General features: G+C 54.8%; 17 protein-coding genes, 1 pseudogene and 1 other annotated feature. Of the genes and pseudogenes, 7 read left to right on the forward strand and 11 right to left on the reverse strand.

Features of this window, described 5'->3' with window-relative positions:
* Nucleotides 1-27: 27 nt before the first annotated feature.
* The 4 genes from BRO54_RS05735 to ezrA form a co-directional block, all read right to left on the reverse strand.
* Nucleotides 28-231 (reverse strand): alpha/beta-type small acid-soluble spore protein, encoded by a 204-nt coding sequence (locus BRO54_RS05735; protein WP_074043394.1) that lies wholly within the window; start codon nt 229-231, stop codon nt 28-30.
* 80 nt (nt 232-311) lie between these two features.
* Nucleotides 312-1,517, reverse strand: coding sequence for a tRNA uracil 4-sulfurtransferase ThiI (thiI, locus tag BRO54_RS05740; protein WP_074043400.1), 1,206 nt, complete (start codon nt 1,515-1,517; stop codon nt 312-314).
* Nucleotides 1,518-1,521: 4 nt separating this feature from the next.
* Nucleotides 1,522-2,667 (reverse strand): cysteine desulfurase family protein, encoded by a 1,146-nt coding sequence (locus tag BRO54_RS05745; RefSeq protein WP_033026000.1) that lies wholly within the window; start codon nt 2,665-2,667, stop codon nt 1,522-1,524.
* A gap of 158 nt (nt 2,668-2,825) precedes the next feature.
* Entirely contained in the window at nt 2,826-4,529 is a 1,704-nt protein-coding gene (gene ezrA / locus BRO54_RS05750) for a septation ring formation regulator EzrA (protein WP_074043395.1), read from the reverse strand.
* Nucleotides 4,530-4,724: 195 nt separating this feature from the next.
* On the opposite strand from ezrA, the gene hisJ reads away from it, so the two are divergent.
* Entirely contained in the window at nt 4,725-5,549 is an 825-nt protein-coding gene (gene hisJ, locus BRO54_RS05755; protein ID WP_011232273.1) for a histidinol-phosphatase HisJ, read from the forward strand.
* 92 nt (nt 5,550-5,641) lie between these two features.
* Nucleotides 5,642-6,118, forward strand: coding sequence for a GAF domain-containing protein (locus BRO54_RS05760; protein WP_011232274.1), 477 nt, complete (start codon nt 5,642-5,644; stop codon nt 6,116-6,118).
* A 55-nt stretch (nt 6,119-6,173) separates the two neighbouring features.
* On the opposite strand, the gene BRO54_RS05765 is transcribed toward BRO54_RS05760, so the two are convergent.
* Nucleotides 6,174-8,033: a diguanylate cyclase gene (locus tag BRO54_RS05765; protein WP_193408803.1), complete on the reverse strand. Its 1,860-nt coding sequence runs from the start codon at nt 8,031-8,033 to the stop codon at nt 6,174-6,176.
* Between the two features lie 310 nt (nt 8,034-8,343).
* Between BRO54_RS05765 and rpsD the strand changes: the two genes are divergently transcribed.
* Nucleotides 8,344-8,946 (forward strand): 30S ribosomal protein S4, encoded by a 603-nt coding sequence (gene rpsD / locus BRO54_RS05770; RefSeq protein WP_011232276.1) that lies wholly within the window; start codon nt 8,344-8,346, stop codon nt 8,944-8,946.
* A gap of 46 nt (nt 8,947-8,992) precedes the next feature.
* Here the strand turns inward: rpsD and tyrS are convergent, their stop codons facing one another.
* Nucleotides 8,993-10,252: a tyrosine--tRNA ligase gene (tyrS, locus tag BRO54_RS05775; protein WP_033025991.1), complete on the reverse strand. Its 1,260-nt coding sequence runs from the start codon at nt 10,250-10,252 to the stop codon at nt 8,993-8,995.
* A gap of 50 nt (nt 10,253-10,302) precedes the next feature.
* Nucleotides 10,303-10,528, reverse strand: a binding site (T-box leader).
* 155 nt (nt 10,529-10,683) lie between these two features.
* On the opposite strand from tyrS, the gene BRO54_RS05780 reads away from it, so the two are divergent.
* Nucleotides 10,684-13,434, forward strand: a complete 2,751-nt coding sequence (locus BRO54_RS05780) for a transglycosylase domain-containing protein (RefSeq protein ID WP_074043396.1) — start codon at nt 10,684-10,686, stop codon at nt 13,432-13,434.
* A gap of 346 nt (nt 13,435-13,780) precedes the next feature.
* Here the strand turns inward: BRO54_RS05780 and acsA are convergent, their stop codons facing one another.
* The gene (acsA, locus tag BRO54_RS05785) at nt 13,781-15,496 is read right to left on the reverse strand and encodes an acetate--CoA ligase (RefSeq protein WP_011232280.1); all 1,716 of its coding nucleotides are present in this window, start codon (nt 15,494-15,496) and stop codon (nt 13,781-13,783) included.
* A gap of 174 nt (nt 15,497-15,670) precedes the next feature.
* On the opposite strand from acsA, the gene BRO54_RS05795 reads away from it, so the two are divergent.
* From BRO54_RS05795 to BRO54_RS05805, 3 genes are all read left to right on the forward strand, one after another.
* Entirely contained in the window at nt 15,671-16,303 is a 633-nt protein-coding gene (locus BRO54_RS05795; RefSeq protein WP_011232281.1) for a GNAT family N-acetyltransferase, read from the forward strand.
* Nucleotides 16,304-16,395: 92 nt separating this feature from the next.
* Nucleotides 16,396-17,040 carry an acetoin utilization AcuB family protein gene (locus BRO54_RS05800; RefSeq protein WP_021322104.1) on the forward strand — a complete coding sequence of 215 codons (645 nt, stop codon included), beginning with the start codon at nt 16,396-16,398 and terminating at the stop codon, nt 17,038-17,040.
* Entirely contained in the window at nt 17,037-18,206 is a 1,170-nt protein-coding gene (locus BRO54_RS05805; RefSeq protein ID WP_011232283.1) for an acetoin utilization protein AcuC, read from the forward strand. Before BRO54_RS05800 ends, BRO54_RS05805 begins: the two co-directional genes overlap by 4 nt.
* A gap of 163 nt (nt 18,207-18,369) precedes the next feature.
* Here BRO54_RS05805 and ccpA read toward each other — a convergent pair whose 3' ends face one another.
* The 4 genes and pseudogenes from ccpA to BRO54_RS20885 all read right to left on the reverse strand — a co-directional run.
* Nucleotides 18,370-19,362 (reverse strand): catabolite control protein A, encoded by a 993-nt coding sequence (ccpA, locus tag BRO54_RS05810; RefSeq protein ID WP_074043398.1) that lies wholly within the window; start codon nt 19,360-19,362, stop codon nt 18,370-18,372.
* A 304-nt stretch (nt 19,363-19,666) separates the two neighbouring features.
* The gene (locus BRO54_RS05815) at nt 19,667-20,749 is read right to left on the reverse strand and encodes a bifunctional 3-deoxy-7-phosphoheptulonate synthase/chorismate mutase (protein ID WP_013144453.1); all 1,083 of its coding nucleotides are present in this window, start codon (nt 20,747-20,749) and stop codon (nt 19,667-19,669) included.
* Nucleotides 20,750-20,960: 211 nt separating this feature from the next.
* A complete protein-coding gene (gene ytxJ / locus BRO54_RS05820) occupies nt 20,961-21,293 on the reverse strand; it encodes a bacillithiol system redox-active protein YtxJ (protein ID WP_074043399.1) in 333 nt (110 codons plus the stop codon).
* A 5-nt stretch (nt 21,294-21,298) separates the two neighbouring features.
* A pseudogene (locus BRO54_RS20885) lies at nt 21,299-21,446 on the reverse strand (YtxH domain-containing protein); the annotation flags it as partial.

Below are 21,446 nucleotides of genomic sequence, written 5' to 3' on the forward strand. Positions count from 1 at the left end.
CCCGCCGCGTAAGCCAGCCGTATGAAATTAGAATTGGCGTGCGCCGCCCAATTGTTGCTGCGCCATGGCTACGAGACGTTTCGTAATCTCGCCGCCGACCGAACCGTTGGCGCGCGAAGTCGTGTCAGCACCTAAGTTCACGCCAAATTCTTGAGCGATCTCATATTTCATTTGCTCCAGCGCTTGTTGCGCACCCGGAACAAGCAGTTGATTGGTTTTGTTTCGTGCCATCTGTTTTCACCTCCTTGTACCTATAGAATGTGTGAAAACAGATGGCGATATGCAGCGATGCTTTTGGTAAATTTTGAGATTCAAAACAGCTCGGCAAACTCATCGCCCTGCCCTGTTTCTTCATCAATGACGAGCGTTTCTGTGTCATTGACTGCCTTTTCCAGAAGCGGAGCGAGGTCGAGCTGGCTCTCATAATGGAACACTTTTTCTTTTTTCGGCTTCGTTTTCGGCGCTCTTGGCGTAAAAATGGTGCAACAGTCTTCATACGGAAGAATGGAAATATCATGTGTGCCGATTTGCTTCGCCAGCTCGATAATTTCAAGTTTATCCATCGAAACAAGCGGGCGCAAAATCGGGGTGTTGGTCACCTCATTGATCACGTACATGCTTTCTAGCGTCTGGCTCGCGACTTGGCCGAGGCTTTCGCCTGTGACAATCGCCAACGCCCGCTGGCGGCGGCGCAGCGCGTCGGTGATCTTCAGCATCGCCCGCCGAGTGGAAATGAGCGAGTACTCGTTCGGAACGCCTTGGTAAATGGCTTGCTGCACTTCCGTAAACGGCACGATGTGAAGCTTGATTCTCCCGCCGTATGTCGTCAACTTGCGCACGAGGTCAATCACTTTTTGCTTCGCCCGTTCGCTTGTAAACGGCGGGCTGAAAAAGTGGACGGCCTCGATTTCCAAGCCGCGCTTCATCGCCAAATAACCAGCAACCGGGCTGTCAATGCCGCCGGAGAGCATGAGCATCGCCTTGCCGCTCGTTCCGACCGGCAGGCCGCCGGCGCCGAAAATGTCGCGGCACGTGACATATGTCCCGTCTTGGCGCACTTCAATGCGCACGTCAATATCCGGCTCACGCACGTTGACCCTAAGCCCGTCCGTCTGCCGCAAAATATGCGCCCCCACCTCGTAGTTCAGCTCGTCGCTTCGATACGGAAACTGCTTATCGACGCGGCGGGCGCTCACTTTAAACGTTTTTCCTTTGTATGGGAGCTGGCGGACGGCGGCGAGCGCCGTTTCCTTAATGGCGTCCAGATCGTTTTCGCACTTCATCGCCAGGCTGAACGAATGAATGCCAAAAACGGTTTTCAGCTTTTCGATGATCGGTTCATGCGGCTCGCCGTTTAATAAAATGTACATTCGGTCGCGCATATATTCAATCTGAATCCGCTCGAACGCCTGCAGTTTGCGGGCAATGTTGTTTTTAAGACGCCGGACGAAGATGTTCCGGTTTTTTCCTTTCGTCGTCATTTCTCCGTAGCGGATCAAAATGCGGTCATAGTTCATCATCTTATTCCGTTACCTCGCTTAATGTTTTGATCGCCTGTTTGATCGCCGCCACCGCCGGCGCGATTTCTTCCTGGCTATTGTCAAACGACAAGCTGATGCGAATGCCGCGCTCGGCGCGGCCCTCGCCGAGCCCCATGGCCAAAAGCGTCTTGCTCGGCGCCTTCTTTTTCGATGAACAGGCCGACGTCGTCGAAACGTAGATTCCGCTTTTTTCTAGTTCGTGAACAAACACTTCCGGCTTCACGCCGCGCTTTAACGAAAAGTTGATGATATGAGGAGCGGCGCCATCGCGCGGCGTGTTGATCTCGATGTCTGGAATCGCAGAGAGCGCTTCAAGCCACTCGTCTTTCAATGCTTGAAGCCGGCCGATGTCCCGCTCGTAGCGCTCGAGCGCCAAGCGAAGCGCCTTCGCCATCGCGACGATGGCGGCGACATTTTCCGTTCCGGACCGAAGCTGCCGCTCCTGCCCGCCGCCGGCAATCAACGGCGCCAAGCGGACGCCTTCACGGACGTAAAGCAAGCCGGCGCCGCGCAATCCGTGAAATTTATGCGCCGATATCGTGCATAAATCGACGCCGGCTTGCTTCAAGTCGAGCGGCACTTTGCTGATCCCTTGCACCCGATCGACGTGAAACAATGTTTTCGGATAGCGGGCCAAGAGGGCGCCGATTTCTTCGATCGGCTGCACCGTGCCAACTTCGTTATTGACGTGCATGACCGACACGAGAATCGTATCGTCGCGCAGCGCGCGTTCCACTTGCTCAACCGATACCCTTCCTTCGCGGTCGACCGGCAAGTACGTCACCTCAAAACCAAGCTCCTCAAGCTGGCGGCACGGTTCGGCGACAGACGGATGCTCGATTTCCGTCGTAATGATATGCCGGCCGCGCCGCTGATATTGCCAGGCGACCCCTTTGATGGCGAAATTGTTCGCCTCCGTTCCGCCGGAGGTAAAAACGATTTCGTTCGGCTTAACGCGCAGCATGGCGGCGATTTGTTCACGCGCCTGCGCCAAAAGCCGCTCCGCCTTCATGCCCAGCCCATGGAGCGACGACGGATTGGCAAAATAGTTCGTTGCGACGGCGACGAACGAATCGACCACCTCGGGAAATGGTTTGGTCGTCGCACTGTTGTCAAGATAAATCATCGCTTCCATCCTCCGCTCATTGTCGGCAAAATATCGCTGTCCATCGTCCATCTTAACCAAAACAGGCGCCAATCGGCAACGAAAACACACAGTCATTTACATTATTCACCAAAAAACCGATAAATATCGGTGAAAGCCGACATTTATCGGGTGGTTTATCACTGCTCCCGGCTGTTATCCTCCTGCCATAATTTCTGCACACGGTCAAACGCGCCCGGCTCGACTTCTTCAACGACCGCCACCGCCTGCCGGAGCGCCTCCTCATAATCATAATGGCGAAATAAAAATTCGGCTTCTTCCAGCCCTTTGCGGACCGCTGGATAGCGGCGGCGGTAGCGGTTGCCGTATTGAATCGTCCGCTCCGCCAGCGTCGCCTGTTCGATCATTTCCACCGTCCGCTCATACAGCCGTTCCACAGCCGCTTTCGCCTCCTCCAACGCTTGGTCGACCGCCGGCATGTCAAGCGGCTTTTCTTCAAGACGCGCGGCAACGGCTTGCAAGCTGCGTCTCGCTTCCGCCAATTCAAGCGCATACGGTTCAGGCAGCCCCGGCAGCCGGCTTTTTTGCACAAGGCGGAGCGCCTCGGCCAATGTTTTTCGCATGCCGTCAAGCTTTTCGCGGGCGATCAATTCGTCTTTGCGCAGCGTCTGCAGCATCGTTCGAAACTGTTCATGCTCTTCCTTCATGAGGTCGATTTGGGACACAAGCTGCTCAAGCTCCTCTTTCAGGAGCGAATACGCTGTTTTCGCCTCGGCAACGCGGTCTTGAATGAGAAAAAACCGCTTTTGCAACTGGTGCAGCTGCTTTTCGATGCTCCGGTACTTTTCGAGGTCGCTTGGCGCCAAATGGTAGCTTTGCTGGACGAACAGCGCCTCGGCCTCGGTTTCCTTCGCCTCGGCGGCGAGCTCCTGAAGCATGCTGCCAATGCGCGGCATTTCCGTTTGCACATATTGATGCGCGAGCACTTCGTTTTCGAGCAAATCGTAGAGCGCGTCGATCTCTTCTTTCAGCTCAGCGACAATCTGCTTCGCTTCTTCGATGCGCAGCTCATGGATCATGGCCAGACATTGCTCGATTTTTTCCCGCTTTTCCTGAAGCGTGCGCTCCATGTGCAAATGGTCAAGGATGTATCCGCGCTCTTCCATCTCTCGATAGCCATCAGCCAACTCAGCGAGCTGAGCTGGCAACGACGTTTGGCATTCGCCAAGCAGTTTAGGAATTTCTTCCATCATAGCTGTGAGCCGGCCGAGCTCTTCCTTCAGCGTCAGAACCACATCGCGCGCCGCCAAATAGTTGCCGGCTTCCGTCAATTCGGCAAACCGCTGAAACTGCTTTTCCGCTTCCGTTAAACGGACGTCAAGCAAGTCGGCAGCCGAACCGAACGTATAACGGTAAGCAAGCAACGCCTTTTTCGCTTCCCGGTGAGCCGCACGCAGCTCCTCGATCTCCGCCCGGCTTTGTTCCTCGCTGCCGATCAACTCATTCACTTCATGAATGATTTCATGCACTTCTTCCTCAAGACGACGCAATCCGTCGGCGATCTGCCCAAGCAGCCGGCGCGCCTGCCGGTAGCGGTATTTGTCGAGCAGCCGCTCCGCGTCAAACAGCTGTTCTTCCACATTCGGCAGCTTCACTGCCACAATGTCGTCCCATTGCTGGCGCCATCGTTCAAACAGCTGCTCCGTCTCCCCTGTCATATTCAGCTGTTTCACTTTCGCCAGCTCATCCGGCACCGGCCGGTTCATCAAGTTGATTTTCCATTCCTCGAGCCGATCGATTTCCCGGTACATCCGCTTCCGGTACACATGATTATATATGATTGCCCCCGCTCCGAGGAGCAGAACGATCCATGCCATTCCCATCCGCTGATGCCCTCCTTGCATTCAAGCTACTTCTATCGAACAAACGAAAATAGCGGAGAAGGCAAAAATATATGTTTTTCAATGTTTTTATGATACCATGTTAACGACATTTTTTGACCAAAATTTTTATTTTTTTTACAAGAATCTTCACTATTTTTGCTATGATACATAAGGAAGAAAGGAGGAAAATCGATCATGCGCGACGGGCATATTCATACGCCGTTTTGTCCGCACGGAAGCCAAGATCCGCTTGAGGCCTATGTAGAGCGCGCGATCGAACTGGGCTATACCGACATTTCCTTTACGGAGCATGCCCCGCTTCCTGAGCGGTTTATCGATCCAACGCCCAACCAGGACTGTTCGATGAAGCTTAGCCAGCTTGAGCGCTATTTGCACGCCGTCGCTGAGGTGAAAGCCCGCTACCGAAACGACATTGCCATCCGTGTCGGGCTCGAAGTCGATTTTATTCCTGGCTTTGAGGAAGAAACAACCCGCCTGCTCGACGAGGTCGGCCCGCTGCTTGACGACAGCATTTTATCGGTTCACTTTTTGGCCCACGAAGGGCAATATGTATGCCTTGATTACAGCGAAGATATGTTCGCCGACATCGTCCGCTTGTTCGGATCGGTCGAACGCGTCCACCGCGCCTACTACGAAACGGTGCTGCAATCGATCCGCACGGAGCTTGGCCGCTACAAACCGAGACGCATCGGCCATATGACGCTTGTGCGCAAGTTCCAACGCCGTTTCCCATGCTTGGAACCAATGGATGAGTGGATTGTTGCCATTCTCGATGACATCAAGCAGTTCGGCTATGAATTGGACTACAACGGCGCCGGCGCCGCCAAACCGCTCTGCCTTGAGCCGTATCCGCCGGGCGGCGTGATCGCCGAGGCGCGGCGGCGGGGCATCCCAATCGTCTACGGATCCGACGCCCATCGCGCCGCCGACTTGCACCAAGGACGGGAGAGGATGGACCGCGAGGCGCTTTCGGTTGACAACCGCCCGCAGCCGTCATAAAATAGGCGAATCAGCCATTTCCCTGCTTGCATCCTGCTGGATGTTGAGGCCAGAGTCCTGCTCCAACCATGATGAAAAAGGAGGCTAGTTCTATGTTTCGTCCCATGGCTTACAACGGAACACGCGAAGAAAATTACGCGCTCGTCATCGAACAGCTGAAATCGCTCATTTCCGGGGAACCCAACTTCATCGCCAACTTGGCGAACGCAGCCGCCTTGCTCAACCAGTTTTTCACCGACATCAATTGGGTCGGTTTTTATCTCGCAGACGGCGAGGAGCTTGTGCTTGGCCCGTTCCAAGGCTTGCCGGCATGCGTGCGCATTCCGTTCGGCAAGGGGGTGTGCGGCACGGCGGCCGCCAAACGGCGGACGGTGGTCGTTCCAGACGTTCACCAATTCCCGGGCCATATCGCCTGCGATGCGGCGTCTCAATCGGAAATCGTCGTGCCGCTCATCAAAGACGACCGCGTCATCGGCGTTCTTGACATCGACAGCCCGGTGAAAAACCGCTTCGATGACATCGACCGCCGCTACTTGGAGCAGTTTGCCAGCGTGCTCATTTCCGCCTGACGAAAAAAGCGCACCAAGCGCGAAGAAGGAATCCGCTTGCTCGGATTCCTTTTTTTTACACCTTATACAAATGACAGTCATCGTGCACAAAAATGCAGTTTTTTCCCGTCTCTTTTGCCATATAAAGCGCGGCGTCGGCTCGTTTGAACAGCTGTTTTGCATCCTCGCAGCCTTGGCGCTCCCACCATGACACGCCGCACGAAACGGTCACCGTCGGAATCGTTTGTTCTCTGACTTTTTCTGTGATGCGGCGGGCAATCGAAATGGCGTCAGACAGCGGCACTTTCGGCAAATACACCGCCAGCTCTTCCCCGCCCCAACGCGCCGCCACATCGCCATCGCGAATGTTGGCGCGCACCGTCTCAGCCACTTGGACGAGCACCCCATCGCCCGTTTGATGGCCGTACACATCGTTGATTTGCTTAAAGTTGTCGATGTCAAACAAAATGAGCGCCCCTGATGCATCGGATTCCATGGATGTTTGGATCACCTCGTCTAAGTAGCGGCGCGTATGCAGCTTTGTCAAATAATCGGTGATCACCAGCTTCTCGAGCTCTTCGCGCAGCATCGCGTTCATAAACGCCAGCGTTGAATGTTGAACGAGCGATTCCAAGAGCTTAAACATCTCAAACGTAAATCGGTATGGCTCGCTGGCGAGCGCAATGCACAGTCCTTTCGTTTCTTTGTTTTGCTGCATCGGCGCCGCCATGATGGAGCGAAACGGACCGAAAGCGGACACGCATACATCGCCGGCAAATAAAATGTCATTTCCGCTTTGGCGTCGCTTTTCCACCCATTCGATATAGGGCTCGGACCGATGGTCGAAAAAAAACGGCGTGCTGCCTGGCAAAAGCTCCCGCTTGCCGTCGGCAAACAAGCAAAAACCGACTTCGTCTGCGCCGAACGATTGTTGGATTTGCGATACCATGTACTCAATGGCTTCGTGAAGCCGCGGCCGGGCGTTCAATTGGCGCATCGTGTCGTTGATGAGCTGCAAATCGGCGACAAGCCGGCGCGACTGTTCATACAATTTGGCGTTCTCAAGCGCGCTTCCAGCCGTGCTCGCCAGCAGCGAAATAAAATGAATCTCCCGTTTTGGAAATGGCGCGGCGTATGGAGCGATAATTTCAATCACCCCATACACCGCCTGCACCCCTTTAATCGGGGCGTACAGCATCGAGCGCGGCGGCGCCTCCATTTCCTCGCATTGCACTTGTCCAGTCAAAAACGCCCGCAACGCCGCCGTCTGTTTTTCGCTTTCATCCAATACAAGCGTTTTGATCGGCAAATTTCCGCGCAGATGGTTGTCATGCGACAACAGAAGGTGGTAGGTGAACGATGGATAGACGTTTTGCAGCGTGCGGATAATTTCTTCAAGCACATCATCGATACGCATCGAGGAATGAATTTTCGCGGCGAAGCGATGCAGCTGTCCATACCGTTTCTCTTCGCCCGCCCCTTGCAGCACCGCGCTAAGTTTCCGAAACAATCGCGCCAAATCCGCCCGGATCTCCCACAACAACCGTTCGTCAAAACCACCGTCTTTTCGATACATCAGCTCGACCATCGCCGGCGCCTCATCGGAAAGCATGAAAAAGAGCCGGGCCGCCATATGCGGCCCACCGGCATCGACAACAGCGACTTTCCGTTCTCCATCAGCCGCGATCGGCCGAGCGTCCGGCGTCCCAACCGCGGCCGCTTCCGGATAAAAAGCCGCCCGCACCGGGTCGTACAAATAAAAAACGGCTTGCTCGAGCGCCAGCTCTTCTTTTAGCAGCGCGAGCAACTCGCCCGCCGCCGCCGAAAACGGCCCATCATCCTGAAACGCCAAAAACCAGTGGAAAAATTTTTGTTTAAACGATTCATACCGCTTCATTTCTTCCTTGTTCATCGCCTTTTCCACCCAAACCGGCATCATCATTCCAAACGCGAGAATGGGATGACAATTTTTTTCTAAAAATTGCATCTTTTATTATATCATACGAATAGCGAAGAAGGGAAACAAAATGTTGACTTTATCCTCTAAAAATCATATAATAGCCTTTGTGTAAAATATAGCAGCCTTTGTGCCCACCTTTATGGTCCATTTTGTTCCTCGGCCCGCCGAGGTGCATCGTGTAACTCTTAGCTGCGAGAGCGAGGATGCATGAAAACGAAATGGCCATAATTGTTGGCGCACATCTGCTTTTATTTTACGGGAATAAAAGCGTAAGGAGGAGCAACGAATGGCTCGTTATACTGGCCCAATGTGGAAAATTTCCCGCCGCCTCGGCATCTCGTTGAGCGGCACGGGGAAAGAATTGCAAAAACGTCCGTATCCGCCTGGCCAACATGGTCCGGGGCAACGGCGGAAATTGTCGGAATATGGCTTGCAGCTGCAAGAAAAACAAAAGCTGCGCCATATGTACGGCGTGAACGAACGCCAATTCCGCAAAACGTTTGAAGAAGCGGGCAAAATGCCGGGCAAACACGGCGAAAACTTCATGATTTTGTTAGAATCGCGCCTAGACAACCTCGTCTATCGCTTAGGGTTGGCCCGCACGCGCCGTCAAGCCCGCCAGCTCGTGACGCACGGCCACATTTTGGTCGACGGCAGCCGTGTCAACATCCCGTCGTACCGCGTCAAACCGGGACAAACGATCGCCGTTCGCGAAAAATCGCGCAACTTGCAAGTGATTAAAGAAGCGCTCGAAGCGAACAACTACATTCCGGATTACTTGACGTTCAATCCGGAAAAAATGGAAGGAACGTACACCCGCTTGCCGGAACGTTCCGAACTGCCGGCGGAAATCAACGAAGCGCTCATCGTCGAGTTCTACTCGCGTTAAGGCGCAAAAAAGATCCGAAATGCCGATGCATTTCGGATCTTTTTTCTTAGGCGTAGCGAATCAAATAATACTTTTTCTTCCCGCGGCGGATGACTGTAAACCGCCCCTCAAGGCGGTGTTCAGCCGTTAATATGGCTCCGACGTCTTGAAGGCGCTCGCCGTTGACGTAAATGGCGCCGTTTTGGATGTCTTCGCGCGCTTGCCGCTTCGATGGCGAAATGCCGGCAGAAACGAGCAGCTCGACAAGCGGAACGTCGCCTCCTTCATGAACGAATGACGGCACATCTTTGAACCCTTGCTCAATTTCCGCCGCTGTCAAATTGGCAATGTCGCCGCTAAAGAGCGCTTCAGAAATGCGAATCGCTTGCCTGAGCGCCTCTTCGCCGTGCACGAGCTTTGTCACTTCCTCGGCAAGCGCCTTTTGGGCCGCCCGCTTCTCTGGGGCCTCACGAAGCTCTTGTTCAAGCGCTTCGATTTCCTCTTTCGACAGGAACGTAAAGTACTTCAAGTAACGGATCACATCGCGGTCATCGGTGTTGATCCAAAACTGGTAAAACTCGTACGGCGATGTTTTCTCTTTATCGAGCCAAATCGTGCCGCTTTCCGTTTTCCCGAATTTCGTGCCGTCCGCTTTCGTCACAAGCGGGATCGTCAAGCCAAACGCCCGCGCCTCGCCTTTCGTTTTGCGAATAAGCTCAAGCCCTGCCGTGATGTTGCCCCATTGGTCGCTTCCGCCGATTTGCAGGCGGCAGCCTTCTGTCTCGTACAACTTCAGGAAGTCATACGCCTGCAGCATCATATAACTGAACTCGGTAAACGAAATGCCCGTCTCGATGCGCGATTGCACCGACTCTTTCGCCATCATGTAGTTGACGCTGAAATGCTTGCCGACGTCGCGCAAAAACGTAATGACATCAAGCGGCCCAATCCAGTCGTAGTTGTTTTTGATTTTCGCCGGATTGCCGTCCGCTTCAAAATCTAAAAAGCGGCCGAGCTGCTCTTTAATACGCGCGCTCCATGCCTCGACCGTCTCTTTGGCATTGAGCGTGCGCTCGCTTTTTTTCCCGCTCGGGTCACCGATTAATCCTGTCGCCCCACCGACTAGGGCGATCGGCCGGTGCCCCGCCTGCTGGAAGCGGCGCAGCGTCAAAATGGCAGCCAAGTTGCCAATATGCAAACTGTCCGCCGTCGGGTCAAACCCGCAGTAGAGCGTCACCCGCTCCTCATTCAACAGCTTGCGCAACCCGTCTTCATCCGTCGTTTGGTTGACGAGCCCGCGCCATTGCAATTCTGCAAGCAAATCCATGTCCTTCACCTCTCTATGAATGTCACGAAAAAGAAAACACCCGCCCGTGATGAAGGGGCGAGTGTCGAACCGCGGTACCACCCTACTTAGAAAGCATGACGCTTTCTCGCTCATTTGGATAACGGCGCCGGCCGGCGGATGGCTACTAGGTGCCAAAACCGTTCGCCATCGCTGCTCAGGGAGGTAATTCGCGCCTGCCTGTGGGCTGGCTCGCACCGTCCGCCAGCTCTCTGCACCAGGGAGACAGCCGCTACTTGTTCCCGTCATCGCTTTCTCATATGAAATATATACATTTTTTTATCATAGCGATGCACTCGCTGTCAACCCTAACGCTTTTCGCACAAACGGCGAAAAATCGGCAAAATTCCACAATGACATCCCTTTCCTATGGTATACTTATACATAATGATCCACCACATAGGGGGGCCGGCATGAAACGAAACCAACTTTCCTTTTCTCTCGAAAAAGCGTGGCATTATTTTTCACTTACATACGATGTTGTTTGGAACGTCATCTTGATTTTGCTCATCGCCACACTCTGCCTTGTCTGCTTTGCCATCGGCGCGGGAGCCGGCTATTTTGCCTTTTTGGTCAAGGATATGCCCGTTCCCTCGCCCGACGAGATGAAAAAGGAGATTTACAGTTACGGCGAAACGAGCCATATGTACTTTGACGGCGGCGTGTATTTAGGGCGATTCCGGTCCGACCTTGACCGCGAGGCGGTGCGCCTGTCCGACGTGTCTCCGTACGTCGTGCAAGCCATCATCGCGACCGAAGACGAACATTTTTATGAACATGACGGCGTCGTTCCGAAGGCAGTCATCCGCGCCATGTTTCAAGAGCTGACGAACTCGCCGGTCAAAAGCGGCGGGAGCACGCTTACGCAGCAGCTCGTCAAAAATCAACTGCTGACAAGCGAAGTGTCGTTCGAGCGGAAGGCGAAAGAAATGCTGCTTTCGCTTCGCCTGGAGAAATTTTTTTCCAAAGAGGACATTTTAGAGGCGTATTTAAACGTCGTTCCGTTCGGCCGCAATTCTTCGGGGCGCAACATTGCCGGCATCCAAGCCGCGGCCCAGGGCGTCTTTGGCGTCAACGCCAAAGAGTTGAATCTCGCTCAAGCGGCGTTTTTGGCCGGACTGCCGCAAAACCCGTTCGTCTACACCCCGTTTGCCGCTGACGGCAGCGTCAAACCGGACATCTCGGCGGGCTTGAAGCGGATGAAAACGGTGCTTTACCGGATGAAGCGGGCCGGCTATATTTCCGAAGGGCAGTACAAGGAAGCGCTTGCCTATGATGTGGCGAAGCATTTCGCCGCCCCGAAGCCGTCGCCGTTTGAACGGTATCCGTTTTTGACGATGGAAATCGAGAGACGGGCAAAAGACGTGCTGGCGGAAACGTTCGCCAAGCGCGACGGCTATAAGCCGGAAGAGCTGAAGCGCGACCCCGCTCGTTCCCGCCGCTACCTCGGCGAGGCGGAAAAAGCGCTGCGCCAAGGCGGATATCGTATTTACACGACGATCGACAAGAATATTTATGAGCAGATGCAGCGCATCGCCGCTCGTTACGCCTATTACGGCAGCGACAATGTGTATTACACCAAAGACAAGAAAACGGGAAAAATGGTCGCCCATCGCCAACCGGTCGAAGTCGGGGCGATGCTCATCGAAAACAAAACGGGAAAAATCATCAGTTTCGTCGGCGGCCGCGATTACAAGCGCGAACAGTTGAATCACGCCACCCAAGCGCACCGTTCCAACGGGTCAACGATGAAGCCGCTCTTAGTATACGCGCCGGCGATGGAGATGGGCGTCATCCAGCCAGGCACCATCATTCCCGATCTCCCGCTGTCGATCGGTTCGTATACGCCGAAAAACGCGGACGGAAAAACGCACGGCCTTGTCTCGGCGCGGCGCGCGCTCGAGCAGTCGTACAACATCCCGGCCATTCGGACGTATATGAGAATCCGATCCCGACATCCGATCGACTATTTGCATAAAATGGGGATCAAAAGCGTCGCCAAGCAGGAAGAAAACAACCCGGCTCTAGCGATCGGCGGGACGCACATTGGCGTCACGGTCGAAGAAAACGTCAACGCCTATGCGACGTTCGCCAATTACGGATCGTTCGTGGACGCTTACATGATTGAGAAGATTGTCGACAAGAACGGAAAGATCGTTTACGAACATCAAAGCAAGCCCGTCCCGGTGTTTTCTCCGCAAACGTCGTACTTGATGATCGATATGATGCGCGACGTGCTTCACGGCGGAACGGCCTCGTCGGTGCCGCGCTACTTGACCTTTTCCGCCGATTGGGCGGGAAAAACCGGCACATCGCAAGACAAGCGCGATTCGTGGTTTATCGCCGTCAATCCGAACGTCACGTTCGGCGTTTGGATCGGCTATGACCGGCCGGCGCCGCTTGAGTCCCGCTACAAAGGGCTTTCCTACAGCCAGCGCACCCAGCTGTTATGGGCGCGGTTGATCAATGCTGCCTATCAAGAAAACCCGAAGCTCATCGCTCCGCCGAAGCGGTTTCTCATGCCAGGCGGCATCGTCCGCCGCGCTTACTGCGCCGCGAGCGGCTTCAGCCCGTCGGCCGCGTGCGAAAAAGCCGGGCTCGTCCGTTACGATCTGTACAATACGAAGTTTGCACCGCGGGAAGGAAGCGGCGAGGAAGTGATGGAAAGCCGGGTCGTCGTCATCGGCGGACGCCGCTATGTGGCGCTTGAGACGACGCCGGAAGAGTTTGTCACTCGCGAAGTGATCGTGAATCCGAAGCTTCTCGCCGATTGGGGGATCAACGGCGAAGGGCAGGCGGGCGATGCATCGCTCGTCTCCACATTAAAGGAAAACGGCCGTCCACCGGCTCCACCCGCCGCTCGGCTTGCAGGGGGCAAGCTCGTCTGGAATCGCCATAACGAGCCGGATGTCATCGGCTACCGCGTCTATCTAGTGAACGAAACGGGGGAACGACGCCTCGCCGCCGCTGTTAAAGCGGACGAGGCAGCCTCGTTTTCGCCGCTGCAGCCGGGCGCCGCGTACTGCGTCACTGCTGTGGACATCGCCGGACAGGAATCGGCGCCGTCGAACCTCGTTTCGCTGCCGTCCGCCTCGCCGCCCAATTCCGGTCATCAAAAGAGCGGCGAGCCGTCTTCTCCCCCGCCGTCGGGTGACGTGGAGTGACAAGGAGCTGACCCAAAAGGGTAATTTCCCTTAAACAAAACACAACATATTGTTTCTTATTGATTGTTTTATACCTATATACGGTAATAAGAAAGGGTGTCCCGATCCTTTTGGGACACCCTCTTTCTTGTTTTGTGAAGACGGGAGAAACACAACGATTTTCGCCAAATGGACGGTTCTTAAGCGAAGGGGAAACGGGCATTTATGAGGTTTTTCAAATTGAGAAATCACGCTGTTGGCCGCGTTTTCCGTTCAATCACCGTCCTTGCAGCCGCCCCGCTTCGGCCCCAGCCTGAAAAGAACAACAGCGCCTGGAACAGCGGATGTTCCAGACGCTTTTCGCTCATCAGTCTTCCATCGTCGACAAATCGCCGGTCGGCAAGTTGAGCTCCCACGCCTTTAGGACGCGGCGCATGATTTTCCCGCTCCGCGTTTTCGGCAGTTTGTCGCGGAACTCGATCTCACGCGGCGCGGCATGAGCGGCAAGCCCTTTTTTCACAAATTGGCGGATGTCTTCTTTCAGCTCCTCGGACGGCTCGTACCCTTCGCGAAGCGCGATGAACGCTTTGATGATTTCCCCGCGCACCGGATCCGGCTTTCCGATGACGCCGGCTTCGGCAACGGCCGGATGCTCGACGAGCTTGCTTTCGACTTCAAACGGCCCAACGCGTTCGCCGGATGTGTTGATGACATCGTCAACACGGCCTTGGAACCAGAAGTAGCCGTCTTCATCCATGTAGGCCGAATCGCCGGATACGTACCAGTCGCCGATAAAGTATGATTCATATTTTTGCGGGTTGTTCCAAATCGTTTTCATCATCGACGGCCAGCCTTTTTTGATGGCCAAGTTGCCCATCCGGTACGGCGGCAAGACGTTTCCTTGGTCATCAATGATCGCCGCCTCAACGCCCGGAATCGGTTTCCCCATCGATCCCGGCTTGATTTCCATGCACGGGTAGTTGCAAATGAGATGCCCGCCTGTTTCCGTCATCCACCACGTATCATGGATGCGGCGGCCGAACACTTTCATCCCCCAGCGGATGACTTCCGGGTTGAGCGGCTCGCCGACGCTCAAAATGTGGCGGAGCGAGCTTAAATCATATTTTTTCACGACTTCATCGCCGGCGCCCATCAGCATGCGGAACGCCGTCGGCGCGCTGTACCAGACGGTGACGCCGAAATCTTGGATCGTTTGATACCAAGCATCCGGGCTGAAGCGGCCGCCGACGATGACGCTTGACGCTCCGCACAGCCACGGGCCGAAGATGCCGTACGACGTCCCAGTCACCCACCCCGGGTCAGCCGTGCACCAGTAAATGTCGTCTTCTTTTAAGTCGAGCACCCATTTCGCCGTTTGATAGTGCTGAATCATCGCGTTATGGACGTGCAAAACGCCTTTCGGCTTGCCGGTCGAACCGGATGTGTAATGCAAAATCAAGCCGTCTTGGCGGTCGACCCATTCGATGTCGAAATGCTTGCTTGCCTCATTCATCCGCTTTTTCAAATCGATGTACGGCCCTTCCTCGACAATGCCGTCGCCGACCAAAAAGACGTACTTCAACTCCGGCAAATCGCCGACCGGCACGCGCGGCAGAAGCTCCGGCGTCGTAATGATCGCCTTCGCCCCGCTGTCTTCAAGACGGTCGCGCACCGCTCCTTCCATGAACGCCTCAAACAACGGCCCGACGATGGCGCCGGTTTTAATGATCCCAAGCACCGCAAAGTACAGTTCCGGAGAACGCGGCATAAACACGAACACACGATCTCCTTTTTGAATGTCCGCCGCCTGTTTTAAGACGTTCGCCACCTTATTGGACATCTCTTTCATTTCTTTGAACGTATATTTCTCGTTCCGCACCGCGTCGCGGTAATAGAGCGCCACTTTATTTTTACGGAACGACTCAGCATGGCGGTCGATCGCCTCATACGCCATGTTGACTCGGCCTGTTTCATGCCAAGAAAACTCTTTCTCCACTTCCGACCATTGAAACTGTTTATATGTTTCTTCGTAGTTTTTCAAATTGTAGTCCCCTTGTATGACAGGAAGCCGTTCTGTGTTCATTCTCCGATCCCCCTTATGTAAGTGATTACATTTCTATTATAGTCGATTGAAAACCATTTCTCAATTTTTAAAATATTCCTCGTCCCCACTTTTTTGAAATTTTTTTGAACCGCGCCAGCCGGCGCCGTTTTTATGTATAATGGAAGCAGAACGACCAATTCAGGTGGTGGACGAATGGAACATAAAAAAACGTATAACGCCAAAGAGCTGAAAACCCCGAAAGGAACGCTCCTCATCGAAGGGCCGGTGACGCCGGAAGCGTTGGCCAGCTATGAATTCCACCATGACCTCACTTCCTTCCGCCCGCCTGCCAAACAGCACAAAGCGTTGATCGAAATCGCCAAGCTGCCGGAAGGGCGGATCATCATCGCCCGCCGCGGCGAGGTGATTGTCGGGTATGTGACGTTTTTGTATCCTGATCCTCTCGAACGTTGGTCGGAAGGGAACATGGAAAATTTGCTCGAGCTTGGCGCCATTGAAGTCATTCCGGAGTTCCGCGGGTTTGGCGTCGGAAAAAATTTATTGATCGTCTCGATGATGGACGACGCCATGGAAGACTATATCATCATTACAACGGAGTATTATTGGCATTGGGATCTAAAAGGCACGGGGCTGAACGTATGGGAGTACCGAAAAGTGATGGAGAAAATGATGAACGCCGGCGGGCTCGTCTGGTATGCGACCGACGACCCGGAAATTTGCTCCCATCCGGCGAACTGCCTCATGGTCCGCATTGGCAAACGGGTCGACGCCGAATCGATTCAACGGTTCGACCGGCTTCGGTTTATGAACCGCTATATGTACTAGCTGAAATTCTCAGCTGTCCGGACGTTTGCGCCCGCCTTGCCGGTTGCGGGCGGCGCGCATAAAATGCCACGCACAAAGGGGAGAGGAGAACGATGCTTGTCGAACAAGTGATGAAAGCACCGGTTATCACGCTTCGCGCCACCAATACAATCGCCGAAGCGCTGCAGCTGCTAAGACATCACCGCATCCGCCATCTGCCGGTCGTCGACGAGGAAGGACGTCTTCTGGGGCTTGTGACGAGCCAAGATTTGCGCGACGCGAGCCCGTCCATTTTCCATCTTCATGAACATCTTGAAGACTTGCAAAAACCGGTCAGCACGATTATGAAAACCGACCTCATCGTCGGCCATCCGCTCGATTTCGTCGAGGAGGTGGCGGCGCTCTTTTACGAACACCGAATCGGCTGTCTGCCGATCGTCAATCACAGGAAACTCGTCGGCATCATCACGCAAACGGATTTGCTCCGCACGTTCATTGAATTGACCGGCGTTCACCAGCCGGGGTCGCAAATCGAGATCAAAGTGCCGAACGAAACCGGCATGTTAAGCAAAGCGGCGGCCATCATCAGCGAGCGCCATGTGAACATCGCCAGCGTCTTGGTGTATCCAGCTCCGGATCCGAATGAGAAAATTTTAGTTTTCCGCGTGCAGACGATGAATCCGCTTCCATTGATCCGCGATTTGCAAAACGCCGGCTATCACGTGCTATGGCCGAACTTGCCGGGGGTTACGTCATGAGCCGAAACTGCGCATTCGTCTATAGCGAGCAATTTCTTCAGTACAAATTTCATGACGACCATCCGTTCAACCAGCTGCGGGTCAAAATGACATACGACTTGCTTTGCACGCTCGGCGCGCTCGAAGACCGCCAGATCGTCGCCCCGCGCATGGCGACCGATGACGAGCTGGCGCTCATTCACGACCGCTCCTACATCGAGGCGGTGAAAGCGGCCGGGCGCGGCGAGCTGTCGGAAGCGGCGGCGCAAAACTACGGCCTTGGCACCGAGGATACGCCGATTTTCCCAAACATGCACGAAGCGAGCGCTCTTTTGGTCGGCAGCACCCTCACCGCCGTCGACGCGGTTCTTTCCGGAGCGGCCGAGCATGCGCTCAACCTTGGCGGCGGTCTGCACCACGGCTTCCGCGGCAAAGCATCCGGCTTTTGCGTCTACAACGACAGCGCGGTCGCCATTCAATACATCAGGGAGAAATACGGACTGCGCGTGTTGTACGTCGACACGGACGCCCACCACGGCGACGGGGTGCAATGGGCGTTTTACGACGATCCGAACGTTTGCACGTTTTCCATTCATGAAACGGGGCGCTATTTGTTCCCAGGGACCGGAAATGTCAACGAGCGCGGCTTAGGCGCGGGCTACGGCTATTCGTTCAACATTCCCGTTGATGCGTTCACGGAAGACGAATCATGGATCGCCGCCTATACGACCGCGCTTCGGGAAATCGCCGACTTTTTCCGCCCGGACGTCATCGTGACGCAAAACGGCGTCGACGCCCACTATTACGATCCGCTCACCCATTTGTCGGTGACGATGAAAACCTACCGCGCCATTCCGAAACTCGCGCACGAAATCGCGCATGAATATTGCGGCGGACGCTGGATCGCCGTCGGCGGCGGCGGCTATGACATCTGGCGCGTCGTGCCGCGGGCATGGGCGCTCCTTTGGCTCGAGATGACGGGACAAGCCGATGTGTCCGGCCCGCTGCCGGATGAGTGGCGCGAACGTTGGCAACCGCTTTCACCCGTCGCGCTTCCGCTTGAGTGGGACGACCCGGATGACTTGTATCCCCCGATCCCGCGCAAGGCGGAGATCAGCGAAAAAAATGCGCAAACGGTGGAAAAGGCGTTGTATTTCATTCGCAGTCAACGCCGGGCGGGGACTTGATTTTTTTTCATTTAAAGAAAACAATGGATTTCTACGTCCTGTTTTCCTAGTCAACTTCCGTTTTCACCGAAAAACGGGCCGACTGCAAGGCGATTGCAGCTGTCAAAAAAGAAATGGAGCAAAGCAAGCAAGAAGCTGGCCCCCGTGTTGAGGCCAGCTTTTTTCATTTCGTCGACTCCCGCACCTCAAGTCGATGCGGCAAGACGACGATATGGTTGTCCACTTGTTCTTTGTTCATATACTTCGTCAAGAGCCGCATCGCCACCGCCCCGATGTCGTACATCGGCTGCACGACGGTCGTCAGCCGCGGCCGCACCATCGTCGCCAATCGCGTGTTGTCAAAACCGACGACTTCCAGTTCATCCGGCACGCGCACCCCGTGGTCTTGGGCGCTGTGGATGATGCCGAGCGCCATTTCGTCCGTGCCAGCAAACACCGCCGTCGGCCGTTCGGCAAGCTCCGTCATTTTCTCATACGCCTCCAAGCCGGAGTCGTACGAGTTGTCGCCCTCAATGACGAGCTCTTCCTCATACGGCGCGCCGTGTTCTTCAAGCGCGCGTCGGTACCCCGCCAACTTCCGCTGGTTGATCGGGTCATCGGTCGGACCGGTCACATAGACAATGCGGCGGTTTCCTTTTTCCAGCAAATACGTCACGGCTTCAAACGCCGCCTGCTCATAGTCGATGTTGACCGAGGGAATCTCGTTCGGTCCCATCGTCGCCGCAAGCACGATCGGCACCGACGACTTTTGAAATTCGGCGACGTGCTCATCGGTGATCGTCCCGCCCATAAACAACAGGCCGTCCACTTGCTTGGCGAGCATCGTGTTGAGCAAATGCAGCTCTTTTTCTTTGTTTTGGTCGGAGTTGCTCAAAATGATGTTGTACTTGTACATCGTGGCGATGTCCTCAATGCCGCGCGCCAGTTCGGCGAAGAAAATGCTCGAAATATCCGGGATGATCACTCCGACCGTCGTCGTTTTTTTGCTGGCGAGCCCCCGCGCCACGGCGTTCGGGCGGTAGCCGAGCCGTTCGATGGCCTCAAGCACTTTTTTTCTCGTCGACGGTTTGACGTTCGGGTTGCCATTGACGACGCGCGAGACGGTCGCCATCGAGACGTTCGCCTCCCGCGCCACATCATAAATCGTTACCGTCATTTTGTTTCACTCCTTTTCGCTCGATCCGATAACCGGTCAAATTCCGAATGTATGTACAACTATCATACGATACATTATCGCCAACTCGCAACGAAATCGCAACCATTTTGCCGGTTTGTTCACAAACCGTTCACGAGTAGTTTATCCGAAATCGGCCATCGGCATGAAAGAGAAGCCGTCATTTCACTGTCTTCTTTCGGCAATCGGCTTCCATCCGCACCCAAAACAGAAGACGTCCCCAACACGATGGGACGTCTTTTCATGTGGAAATGTCGCACCTTGCTTTTTTGCCGGCCTCGCTCTCTTACGCCCGAACGAACTGGCGTTGGAAGGCGCGCACTTCTTCCATAAACTCGTTGAATTGAGCGATGTCCATTTGCTGGGCCGAATCGGACAAGGCGACGGCCGGATCCGGATGCACTTCGGCCATGACGCCGTCGGCGCCGATCGCCAAGGCCGCTTTGGCGCACGGGATGAGCAGATCGCGCCGCCCCGTTGAGTGGGTGACATCGACGAACACCGGCAAGTGCGTTTCTTTCTTTAAGATCGGCACAGCGGAAATGTCGAGCGTGTTGCGCGTCGCCCGCTCGTACGTGCGGATGCCGCGCTCGCACAAAATGATCTGCCCGTTTCCTTGCGACATGATGTACTCAGCGGCGTTGATGAATTCTTCGATCGTCGCCGCCAAGCCGCGCTTCAGCAAAATCGGCTTGTTCACTTGACCGGCCGCCTTGAGCAGCTCAAAGTTTTGCATGTTGCGCGCGCCGATTTGGATGACGTCAATGTAGTCCAAGGCGATTTCAATGTCCGCCGGCGTGACGATTTCGCTGATGACCGCCAAATCAAACTCATCGGCGATCCGTTTCAAAATTTTCAGTCCTTCCACGCCGAGCCCTTGGAAGTCGTACGGCGACGTGCGCGGTTTGTAGGCGCCGCCGCGCAGCAGCTTGATCCCTTGTTTTTTCACGGCCTCCGCCACCGCAGCGACTTGTTCATAGCTTTCCACAGCGCACGGGCCCATGACGAAATATTGATTGCCGTCGCCGATTCGCTCGCCTTTCACTTCAACAATCGTGTTTTCCGGATGCTTTTTCCGCGAGACAAGGAGCGCCTTGCGGTGGTCGTCTTCCTGCAGCTCGAGCGCTGCTTTAAAAATTTCCTTGAAAATGTGCTGCAGCGTCGACGTTTCAAACGGCCCATCGTTATGCTCGGAAATGAGATCCAACATTTTCCGTTCGCGCACCGGGTCGTAGCGGTGCGTCCCTTGCGCTTCTTTAATTTTTCCGATCTCCTGAACGAGCCGTCCCCGTTCATTGATCAGTTTCAACAGCTGCAAGTTGATCTCATCGACTCGCGCCCGCAGTTCGTCTAATCTCTCATTGCTCATGCTTTTCTCATCCTTTCGCCAAGTGTAGTGCATTGTTTTCGCCGCTTGCCGGCAAGCGGCGCCCCCGTCTTGGAGAGCGAAGTCGTTTAATTAGTGTTTATTATAATCGATGGAGCTATCGTTGTCACGAAAAAAATGCTTTTTTGATTAAACGCTTTTAAGTGATAAAGTAAACAATGAATGGAAAACGCCCGCGGCTGCGGGCGGATGATCAAGCAACAATCGCATGCGTTTCGAGCGCCTCGTACGTAATGCTCCAATGGGACGCATGCCAGACGACGCGGCCGTTTTCAAACAGCAGCACTTGCGGCGACTCGTGTTTCACCCCGGTCGTTTCGGCGATATAGTTGGAGAGCGGCCGCGCCTCTTGGACGTACAGGCAATACACCGCCAGCTCTGGATGGTCTGCGGCGAACTTCTCGCATTCGCCAAACGCCGCCTGGCTGATCGGGCAGGTGAGGCTATGCTTGACGAACAAAAAACGCTCCGTTTCCTTCATGACGCGCTCAAACTGTTCGATCGTCTCCAACTTCTCCATTCCCATCGTCCTCACTCCGTTTCTCTTCGATGAGATATGTTTTCCTCAGCATCATCAAGCGCCGCTTCCGCCTCCTCAAGCAGCTTTTGCAGCGTTTCCCGGTCGGCTGGCCCGGCGGATGGCGGAATCGGAATCGTCGCCTCCTTGGCCTCCTCTCCC

Origin of the sequence: Geobacillus proteiniphilus, from assembly GCF_001908025.1 — a bacterium.
Classification (GTDB): Bacteria; Bacillota; Bacilli; order Bacillales; family Anoxybacillaceae; genus Geobacillus; species Geobacillus proteiniphilus.

Bases quoted from the DNA above. Each gene is read 5' to 3' on its own strand.
- hisJ (WP_011232273.1), top strand. From the start codon at position 4,725: ATGCGCGACGGGCATATTCATACGCCGTTTTGTCCGCACGGAAGCCAA.
- ytxJ (WP_074043399.1), bottom strand. From the start codon at position 21,293: ATGGGAATGGAGAAGTTGGAGACGATCGAACAGTTTGAGCGCGTCATG.
- BRO54_RS05805 (WP_011232283.1), top strand. From the start codon at position 17,037: ATGAGCCGAAACTGCGCATTCGTCTATAGCGAGCAATTTCTTCAGTAC.
- BRO54_RS05745 (WP_033026000.1), bottom strand. From the start codon at position 2,667: ATGATTTATCTTGACAACAGTGCGACGACCAAACCATTTCCCGAGGTG.
- BRO54_RS05760 (WP_011232274.1), top strand. From the start codon at position 5,642: ATGTTTCGTCCCATGGCTTACAACGGAACACGCGAAGAAAATTACGCG.
- tyrS (WP_033025991.1), bottom strand. From the start codon at position 10,252: ATGGATTTGCTTGCAGAATTGCAATGGCGCGGGCTCGTCAACCAAACG.
- BRO54_RS05815 (WP_013144453.1), bottom strand. From the start codon at position 20,749: ATGAGCAATGAGAGATTAGACGAACTGCGGGCGCGAGTCGATGAGATC.
- BRO54_RS05735 (WP_074043394.1), bottom strand. From the start codon at position 231: ATGGCACGAAACAAAACCAATCAACTGCTTGTTCCGGGTGCGCAACAA.
- BRO54_RS05765 (WP_193408803.1), bottom strand. From the start codon at position 8,033: ATGCCGGTTTGGGTGGAAAAGGCGATGAACAAGGAAGAAATGAAGCGG.
- thiI (WP_074043400.1), bottom strand. From the start codon at position 1,517: ATGAACTATGACCGCATTTTGATCCGCTACGGAGAAATGACGACGAAA.
- acsA (WP_011232280.1), bottom strand. From the start codon at position 15,496: ATGAACACAGAACGGCTTCCTGTCATACAAGGGGACTACAATTTGAAA.
- rpsD (WP_011232276.1), top strand. From the start codon at position 8,344: ATGGCTCGTTATACTGGCCCAATGTGGAAAATTTCCCGCCGCCTCGGC.
- ccpA (WP_074043398.1), bottom strand. From the start codon at position 19,362: ATGACGGTAACGATTTATGATGTGGCGCGGGAGGCGAACGTCTCGATG.
- ezrA (WP_074043395.1), bottom strand. From the start codon at position 4,529: ATGGGAATGGCATGGATCGTTCTGCTCCTCGGAGCGGGGGCAATCATA.
- BRO54_RS05800 (WP_021322104.1), top strand. From the start codon at position 16,396: ATGCTTGTCGAACAAGTGATGAAAGCACCGGTTATCACGCTTCGCGCC.
- BRO54_RS05780 (WP_074043396.1), top strand. From the start codon at position 10,684: ATGAAACGAAACCAACTTTCCTTTTCTCTCGAAAAAGCGTGGCATTAT.
- BRO54_RS05795 (WP_011232281.1), top strand. From the start codon at position 15,671: ATGGAACATAAAAAAACGTATAACGCCAAAGAGCTGAAAACCCCGAAA.